Origin of the sequence: Bradyrhizobium sp. NBAIM01, from assembly GCF_020194115.1 — a bacterium.
GTDB classification, from domain to species: domain Bacteria; phylum Pseudomonadota; class Alphaproteobacteria; order Rhizobiales; family Xanthobacteraceae; genus Bradyrhizobium; species Bradyrhizobium yuanmingense.
In genome coordinates this window covers 147,333-155,449 of sequence record NZ_JADYVU010000013.1, presented here as the reverse complement: position 1 = coordinate 155,449, position 8,117 = coordinate 147,333, and the positions used below count along the sequence as shown (strand labels likewise).

The 8,117-nt window shown below is 65.3% G+C and carries 6 protein-coding genes; 3 read left to right on the top strand and 3 right to left on the bottom strand.

Going from position 1 to position 8,117, the window contains the following annotated elements; all coding sequences use genetic code 11:
• Positions 1–119 precede the first annotated feature (119 nt).
• Together I6F31_RS30020 and dmeF are read right to left on the bottom strand one after the other, a co-directional pair.
• The gene (locus I6F31_RS30020) at positions 120–1,952 is read right to left on the bottom strand and encodes a tetratricopeptide repeat protein (protein WP_225186547.1); all 1,833 of its coding nucleotides are present in this window, start codon (positions 1,950–1,952) and stop codon (positions 120–122) included.
• 288 nt (positions 1,953–2,240) lie between these two features.
• The gene (gene dmeF / locus I6F31_RS30015) at positions 2,241–3,200 is read right to left on the bottom strand and encodes a CDF family Co(II)/Ni(II) efflux transporter DmeF (protein ID WP_225186546.1); all 960 of its coding nucleotides are present in this window, start codon (positions 3,198–3,200) and stop codon (positions 2,241–2,243) included.
• Positions 3,201–3,394: 194 nt separating this feature from the next.
• On the opposite strand from dmeF, the gene I6F31_RS30010 reads away from it, so the two are divergent.
• The 3 genes from I6F31_RS30010 to I6F31_RS30000 all read left to right on the top strand — a co-directional run bounded on the left by I6F31_RS30010 (position 3,395) and on the right by I6F31_RS30000 (position 5,949).
• Positions 3,395–4,213, top strand: a complete 819-nt coding sequence (locus tag I6F31_RS30010; protein WP_225186545.1) for a chromate resistance protein ChrB domain-containing protein — start codon at positions 3,395–3,397, stop codon at positions 4,211–4,213.
• Complete coding sequence (chrA, locus tag I6F31_RS30005) at positions 4,213–5,595, top strand: chromate efflux transporter (RefSeq protein ID WP_225186544.1); 1,383 nt, start codon at positions 4,213–4,215, stop codon at positions 5,593–5,595. The genes I6F31_RS30010 and chrA overlap by 1 nt, the downstream gene beginning before the upstream one ends.
• Positions 5,596–5,685: 90 nt before the next feature.
• Positions 5,686–5,949 (top strand): hypothetical protein, encoded by a 264-nt coding sequence (locus I6F31_RS30000; protein WP_225186543.1) that lies wholly within the window; start codon positions 5,686–5,688, stop codon positions 5,947–5,949.
• A 619-nt stretch (positions 5,950–6,568) separates the two neighbouring features.
• Here I6F31_RS30000 and I6F31_RS29995 read toward each other — a convergent pair.
• The gene (locus I6F31_RS29995; RefSeq protein WP_225186542.1) at positions 6,569–8,113 is read right to left on the bottom strand and encodes a GMC family oxidoreductase N-terminal domain-containing protein; all 1,545 of its coding nucleotides are present in this window, start codon (positions 8,111–8,113) and stop codon (positions 6,569–6,571) included.
• Positions 8,114–8,117: the final 4 nt, after the last annotated feature.

Sequence of the window (8,117 nt, the reverse complement as noted above, 5' to 3'; positions counted from 1 at the left end):
CCTCCTGCCCCCCCTGCGCCGCCGGCTCCGCCAGCACCACCTGCGCCGCCTGCTCCTCCCGCCCCGCCTAGTTGAGCCATTGCCTGCCTCCTTATGAAAACAAGTCGGTATGAGGTTAGTCAGCCTGTCGTCGGTAGTCCTGCCACTTCGAGGCAGCGAGCCCAGTGCCTGCCTGTTTCGAGATGCGCATTGGGGAGGCGCCCGATGTATCGATCTAGGGTCAAATGCGGCTCGAGCTCGCACATCTTGCCCAAGGCTTCGCGGGCCTCCGCGACCCGTCCCTGCGAAACGAGTGCGATAGCGAGGACCCGCCACGTAGACGGATGCATGCGATTGAGAATGAGAGATGAGCGCGCGAGCTCTTCCGCCTCGTCGTATCGATGCGCCGATAGAAGCGCCGTGGCGCCCAGGGACTCGAAATAATACCGCTGCGGATCGAGCGGGGAGAGTTTCAGAGCGCGCCGCGTTGCGTCCACGGCTGCCTCGCCGTCGCCTTTGAAGGCGTCGACGGTGCCCCGGTAGAGCCAGCCCAACGCGTGGCTGGGGTTGGCATCGACGGCCTGCTCGCACCGCTTTCGGGCAGCGTCCAGGTCCTTCAACATGTGACAATAGACGAAGCCTTCGGTCGCAAGCGCAAGCGCGTCGGACGGGTCACGGTCGAGCGCCGCGCGAGTGGCGCTCAAGGCCTCGGCGGCCTCGCGTTTGCGGTCCTCGGACCAGCCGCGCGTCATGCGCAGGATGTACCAGTTGGCGAGCCAGGCGCGCGGGGCAGCTATTCGGCCGTGGCGATTGATCAGTTCCTCCAGCACCGTCCGGGTCTGGAGAAACTCCTCCCTGCTCGACCGGTGCATCAGGCGGATGCTGCCAAGCAGCAGCGAGTAGCTTTCTAGCGTCGGTAACGGCTGGGTCAGGATATGCTCGACCTCGGCATCGAAGACCGACAGATGCACTGCAGCGGCGATGCGGTGAGCCAGTTCGCTCTCCGGCTGCAGCAGATCGCCGATATTGCCGCTCAGGCGGTCGGTCCAGACGACTTGATTGGTTCGCGCCGCGGACAGCTCCGCCGTCACCAGAATCCGGTCCGCATCGACCACATAGCTGCCGCTGAGAATGTAGGTGGCACCGAGATGCGCCGATACTTCCGCCACATCGCTGACCCTGCCGCGAAATATGTTGGTCGACAGACGCGAGATCACCTTGAGGTTCGCCGATCTGGACAGGCACCAGATCACGCAGTCCGCGATCAGGTTACCGACGTCGAGATGCTCCTCCGCGTCCTTGCGCGCGTCGAAGGGGATGACGGCGATCGTCGGCTCCATGGGAGTTCCATAGTCTCGCCGAGCTGCGAGGCTTGGGTGTGGACTGGCCGGACCAACGCGGTAGGCGCGAACCGGCTTGTCAAAGTGCTTGAGGATACAGTCGCCCAAATCTTCGCACAGCGCATCCACTCCGTGCGTCAGCTCGTCGCGCGCCGCAGCGCTGCCAATCGTCTCCCCCGGACTGGCCAGGCTGGCAAGAGCTGTCGCCAGTTGCTCATGCGCGGCCTCGCTGGCGATGGTTTCACCGGGACCGGCAAGAGTTGCGAGCCGGGCTGCGAGGTTGATGCCGGTGCCATAGATGTCAGTGCCGTCACTCCAGGCGGTGGAGGAGTTGATCCCCGCACGAAGCTGGAAGTGTTGATCTTCAGGCCGCCCGGTGTTCTGAACGGCGATACTCCGGTGCATTTCGGCGGCGGCATTGACGGCATCACGCACGGATTCGAAGCGGGCCATGAGCCCGTCTCCGAGGCTCTTCACGAGGCCGCCGCGATAACGCGGCAGAATTTGGCCGGTGGCAAGTTGGACGAAGTCGGTCCATCGACGCACCGCGGACGCCTCATGCTCCCGCATCAGACGCACGGACTCGACGAGGTCGACCAAGAGGACCACGGTGTCCTGCTGCACGAGGCCCATTGCTCGTCTCTCCGAAGCCCGGCCTCCGCTGACCGGGCTCTCAGGTGAATGGCCCTTAAGGCCGGTACTGCTTCACTACCTTGATGTTGACCGGACCTTGCCCGGCAGTTGCGAACTCAGCGCACGCACGTCCTCATCGAGCGCACGTCAATCCATACTGCGCAGCTGGCCGCTCGGTTATGAACCAGATCACGATTTGCGAAACGCCCGGGTGGGTCGCAATCGCGACAACTCAAAATGAAAACGCAAACTTCTTCTCGTCATGCGCGAAGTCACGTTCACTCACCGCTAATGCGGGCAGGTCTCGACCTCGACCGTGACGTGGCTGAGGCCCTTCAGCCCGGCGAGCCGCCGCTTGTAGACGGCCGGCTGCTTCGGCTTGTCCGACACCACCGAGAGCAGCACGGCACAATGGCCGGGGCCGACCTGCCAGAGATGCAGGTCGGTGACGCGATCCTCACCGACCTCCATGCGGGCGCGGATCACCCGCTCCAGCTTCTCGTCGGCGCGCACGTCGAGCAGCACCGCACCCGATGATTTGATCAGGCCGAATGCCCAGCTCGCGATCACGGCGCTGCCGATCAGACCCACCGCCGGGTCGGCACAGACCCAGCCGGAATACATGGCAAGGCCGAGCGCTGCGATCGCCAGCACCGAGGTTGCGGCATCGGTCATGACATGGACATAGGCCGCGCGGAGGTTGTTGTCGTGCTGATGGTGGTGATGATCGCGCTCGTGGTCATGCTCGGCGTGGTCATCATGCGCATGGCCATGGCCGTGGTGATGATCGTGGCTGTCGCGCAGCAGCCACACGCTGGCGAGATTGACGCCCAAGCCGAGAGCAGCCACGGCCATGGCCTCGCCGTAGACGATCGGCACCGGATTGATCAAGCGCAGCACGCTCTCATAGGCGATCTCGACCGCGATCAGGCCGAGGATGATCGCGCTGGCGAAGGCGGCAAGATCGCCGAACTTGCCGGTGCCGAAGGTGAAATGCGCATTCCCCAGATGCCGCCGCGCGAAGCGATAGGCGAAGGCGGCAATGCCGAGCGCCGCCGCATGGGTGCCCATGTGCCAGCCGTCGGCGAGCAGCGCCATCGAACCGAACAGCGAGCCGGCGACGATCTCGCCGACCATCATGACCAGCGTCAGCACGACCACGAACCAGGTGCGGCGCTCGTTGTCGTCGTGCTTCTCGCCCAGGAAGGCGTGGTCATGGGTCCATTGTTCGATGGAATGGGAATGCATCGAATTCTCCAGAAGATTCAGCTCTGTTGGCCTCCAATATAGACGGCAGGCACCAATTTTCTAAGGACCAATCGTCCCGCGGATTGACAGTGCTTCTTAGTTTCGCTGTAATCTGCGCCATGGGGATTTGAGCGATCTCCCCACGAGGCGACAGGCCCAAGCATCGCGTCCCGTTTGGTTCTCGAGGACGCATCATGTCTACATTCACGACCATCTCATCCGATAAACTGGCGCGCCTGATCGGCACGGCCAACGCTCCTGTCCTGATCGATGTCCGCACCGAGGAGGATTTTGCCGCCGACCGGCGGCTGATTCCCGGCTCGATCAAACTCAGCCACGAAACCGTCGCCGAATGGGGCGGCGCATTCGCCGGCCGCTCTGCCATCGTCTCCTGCCTGCGCGGCGCCAAGCTGGCGCAAGGTACGGCTGCCTGGCTGAGGCAGCTCGGTGCCGAGGCCGAAACCCTGGAAGACGGCTTCGAGGGCTGGAAGGCCGCAAAACTGCCGCTGGTCGACGCCCGCAAGTTGCCGCCGCGCGATGCCAAGGGGCGCACCGTCTGGGTGACGCGGGCGCGGCCGAAGGTCGACCGCATCGCCTGCCCGTGGCTGATCCGCCGCTTCGTCGATCCGGGCGCAGTGTTCCTCTATGTCGCGCCGTCCGAGGTGGTCGCCGTCGGCGAGCGGTTCGGCGCAGCGCCCTTCGACATCGAGAACGTGTTCTGGAGCCACCGCGGCGACCTCTGCACCTTCGACGTGATGATCGAGGAGTTCGGCATCGCGACTCTGCCCCTGCTGCGTCTCGCGACGCTGGTGCGGGGCGCCGACACCGCGCGACCCGACCTCGCGCCGGAGGCGCCCGGCCTGCTCGCGGCCTCGCTCGGGCTGTCGCGCATGTATGACGACGACCTCGAGCAGCTCGAGGCCGGCATGCTGCTCTATGATGCCTTCTACCGCTGGTGCCGCGACGCCACCACCGAGACTCACAACTGGCCGACCAACAAGGTGAAGGCGTAATGGACGTTCGCGCCGATCAAGCGGGAGCTGGTGCCGGTCACGGCATCAGCTTCAACGAAGCTTTCCGCGTCTGGCTCCGTGTCGCCTGCCTGAGCTTTGGCGGGCCCGCGGGCCAGATCGCGGTGATGCACCGCATCCTGGTCGAGGAGAAGAAGTGGATCTCCGAAGGCCGTTTCCTGCACGCACTGAACTATTGCATGCTGCTGCCGGGACCTGAGGCGCAGCAGCTCGCGACCTATGTCGGCTGGCTGATGCATCGCACCGCCGGCGGGCTGATGGCGGGCGGGCTGTTCATCCTGCCCGGCATCATCGCCATCATGGGCCTCAGCTACATCTATGCCGCCTTCGGCAATGTCAGCTTCGTCGAGGCGCTGTTCTTCGGGCTCAAGGCGGCCGTGCTCGCCGTCGTCGTCGAGGCGGTAGTGCGCGTCGGCAAGCGCGCGCTGAAGAACCGCATCATGATCGCGCTCGCAGGCATCGCCTTCGTCGCGATCTTCTTCTTCGCGGTCCCCTTCCCGATCATCATCATCGCCGCCGGCCTCATCGGTTATGCCGGCGCCCGAAGCGGCCGTCCGGAATTCGCGCCGGCCGGTCACGGCCATGGCGGCGGCGCCGCGATCGACAGCATGCTCGGCGAGGCCGTGCCCGATCACGTCCGGCCCAACACGGCGCGCGCGATCCGCGTCGGTGCATTGTGGCTGGCGCTTTGGCTGGTGCCGGTGATCGCACTGCTGATGGCCCTGGGTCAGGCCAATGTGTTCAGCCAGATCGCGCTGTTCTTCTCGAAGATGGCGCTGGTTACGTTCGGCGGCGCCTATGCGGTGCTGGCCTATGTCGCCCAGCAGGCGGTCGAGCATTATCATTGGCTCAAGCCGCATGAGATGCTCGACGGTCTCGGCATGGCCGAGACCACGCCGGGCCCGCTGATCATGGTGTTGCAATTCGTGGGCTTCATGGCGGCCTATCGCGACCCTAGCGGCCTGTCGCCGATGCTCGCGGCCACGCTCGGCGGCCTGCTCGCGACCTGGGTTACCTTCATGCCCTGTTTCCTCTGGATTTTCGTCGGCGCGCCCTACATCGAGCGCCTGCGCGGCAACGCGGGCCTCGCCGGCGCGCTCAGCGCGATCACCGCCGCCGTGGTCGGCGTGATCCTCAACCTGTCGATTTGGTTCGCGCTGCACATCCTGTTCCGCGAGACCGTGCCGGTGGATGCGTTTCCGCTGAACTTCGACATGCCGGTGCTGAGGAGCGTCGACGTGCCGGCGCTGGTGCTGGCGATCGCGGCGGCCACCGCGATCTTCCGGTTCAAGCTCGGCATGCTGACGGTGCTGGCGGGCAGCTGCGCGGCGGGCGTGGCGTTGCGGATGGCCGGGGTGATCTGATGCCAGGGACGTGACTAATCGTGAGTCCAGGATGAGTTGGAACGCCGCGGCCGAACGCCACCTAGGCAGGGGGCGTTTGGAGAAACAGCGATGCGTTTCCTTCTGGTTTTCAGTTTTCTGATCACCTTGGTCGGCGCTGCCGACGCCGCACAGGCGCGTCATCCACACCGGCGGCACGCGATTGTCCATTCCGGTCAGGGTATGATCCTGTCCGGTCCAGCTTCGGGCTTCGCCTACGCGCCGTCGCCGGAAACCTCAGCTTATCCTGGCGCCACTGAACCTTATTTCGGCGCTTCTCAAGGTTATGCGCCCGGCGAAAAGGAGCGTTTTCTTCGCAGCTTGTTCAGTCCATAGACCCGTTCCACCTTGGGCCGGCTCGCTGATGCCGCGGGAAAGCTGCTGAGTCGAACCCTGCAGCCTTCCCTTATTCACGTCGTAAGCGCCGACGTTTGTTAGCGTCGGGTTGGATCGTTTGTGCCGCCCGGACGGATGGTCTGAGGACCGCCCTGGCCGGAACCCGCGCCACTGCCGCCGCCGGCGCCTACGCTGGATCCCGTCGAACTGCCGGTACCTGCATCGCCCGCTCCCGTTCCACCCGCCGCGCCGCTCGTTCCGCCGCTGGTTCCTCCGGCCCCGGCGCTAGCGCCCGCACCCGCGCCGCCCGCTCCACCTGCGCCGGCCCCGCCTCCGGCACCTCCGCCCGCCTGCGCATGGGCGAACCCGATCGACGCGCCGGCAAGCAACGCACACATGGCGACTGAGAAGATTGTCTTTCGCATTGTTCAAACTCCGATTGACGATGACATGCCAATCGAAGCCGCGCGCAAACGTTCCTGATGATATTCATCGGAGGCTTTCAACATTGGTAGGAACGATGTCGCGCAACGTTGAATTGAATCTGGTCCCGCCACTCGCCCATCTTCCGCGACGCGCGCGTGACTCAACACAATGCGCCTTGAATCCCGGCTGCCGGCTACCGCATCATCATCCGCGAGATCGCTTCCCCGATCACCACCGTCGTGAAATGCGTGTTGGCGCGGCAATCGGACGGCATGATCGAGGCGTCGGCTACACGCAGGCCGCCGATTCCTTTCACGGTGCCGTCGGGGTTGACCACGCCATCCGGGTCGTCCAAGCCGCTCATACGGCAGCTGCCGGCGGCATGCTGGATGTCGCCCGTCTCGCGGCGCAGCACCGCTTCGAGCTCGTGATCGGGCAGGCTGGCGGCCTGCGGCAGCGTCAGATCCGTGTCAGCGAGCCTGATCCAGTCGGCGATGCCTGACAGCGCCGGCTGCGATGTGATGACCGCGAGGCGTTTCACCGCATCGATCATGCGTAGCATGTCGCGCGGATCGGCCAGCATGTTCTCCTCGACGACCGGATCGATTGCAGGATCGGTCGAGGCCAGCTTGAGCGTCCCGCGCGAATAGGCGTTGAACAGCCCCGCGCCGATCGCTCCGGGGTTCCCGATGCCGCGATGATTGAAGGCGATCAGGATCATGTCGCGCTTGCCGCCATTGGCGAGGCCGGAGGAATAGGTCACGCAGCAATTGGTGTGGCGCGTATCCGGATCGGTGGGACGAAGCTCGTCCCGGAGCTGGATCGTGGCGCGAAACAGCGGATGGTCGAAGAAATGGCGGCCGACCGGCAGATCGCGCGTGACCACAATCCCCATTGCCTTCAACTCCTCGGCCGGCCCGATGCCCGAGCGCAGCAGGATCGCCGGACTGTGGATGGCGCCGGCGCACAGCACGATCTGGCGGGCGCTGATCTCCTGGGTGCCCTGCCCCTCGACATGAACGCGGACACCGGTCGCCCGTCCGTCGCTGATCAGCACGCGATCGACCAGCGCATGCCCGCGGATCTCCAGGTTGGCGCGCCCGCGTGCGGGCTCGAGATAGCCCTCATTGGTGGTGATGCGGCGCAAGTCGCGGCTGTTGATGGGGTAGCACGCAACGCCCTCGCCGTCCGGACCATTGACGTCGGCGCACCAGGGATAGCCGCTCGCAAGTGCCGCATCGCGCAAGCCGCGGTCGATCGGACCCCACTTTTGCAAAGGCGCGCGGTAGACCGGCAGTGGCCCGCCGCGGCCGTGGCCCTCGACATCGCCGAATTCCAGATCGTCCTCGATCACCGAAAACAGCGGCATCACCTCTTTCGCCGACCAGCCGGTGCAGCCATTGGCCGCCCATTCGTCGAAGGCATCGGCAACGCCGCGGATCGCGATCTGGCCGTTCATCATCGACGAGCCGCCGAGCCCCTTGCCGCGCCAGTAGAAGCGCGGCTCCTGCCCAGCGACGCGGCGCGTCAGAAGATCGGGCCATTGCCATTTCTCCTGGTACTCGCGCTTGTGGATGATCGGGATCGGATTCGGCGTCCGCACCTCCCAGGGCGCCTCATCGGCGCGCCAGTCGCGCCCCGCCTCGAGCAGCAGGACGCGCCGTGCGGGATCTTCGGAGAGCCTTGCGGCCACGGCGGCGCCGGCGGAGCCGCCGCCGACAACAATGACATCGTACATCGCG

Bases quoted from the DNA above. Each gene is read 5' to 3' on its own strand.
- chrA (WP_225186544.1), top strand. From the start codon at position 4,213: ATGGACGTTCGCGCCGATCAAGCGGGAGCTGGTGCCGGTCACGGCATC.
- I6F31_RS30010 (WP_225186545.1), top strand. From the start codon at position 3,395: ATGTCTACATTCACGACCATCTCATCCGATAAACTGGCGCGCCTGATC.
- I6F31_RS30020 (WP_225186547.1), bottom strand. From the start codon at position 1,952: ATGGGCCTCGTGCAGCAGGACACCGTGGTCCTCTTGGTCGACCTCGTC.
- I6F31_RS30000 (WP_225186543.1), top strand. From the start codon at position 5,686: ATGCGTTTCCTTCTGGTTTTCAGTTTTCTGATCACCTTGGTCGGCGCT.
- I6F31_RS29995 (WP_225186542.1), bottom strand. From the start codon at position 8,113: ATGTACGATGTCATTGTTGTCGGCGGCGGCTCCGCCGGCGCCGCCGTG.
- dmeF (WP_225186546.1), bottom strand. From the start codon at position 3,200: ATGCATTCCCATTCCATCGAACAATGGACCCATGACCACGCCTTCCTG.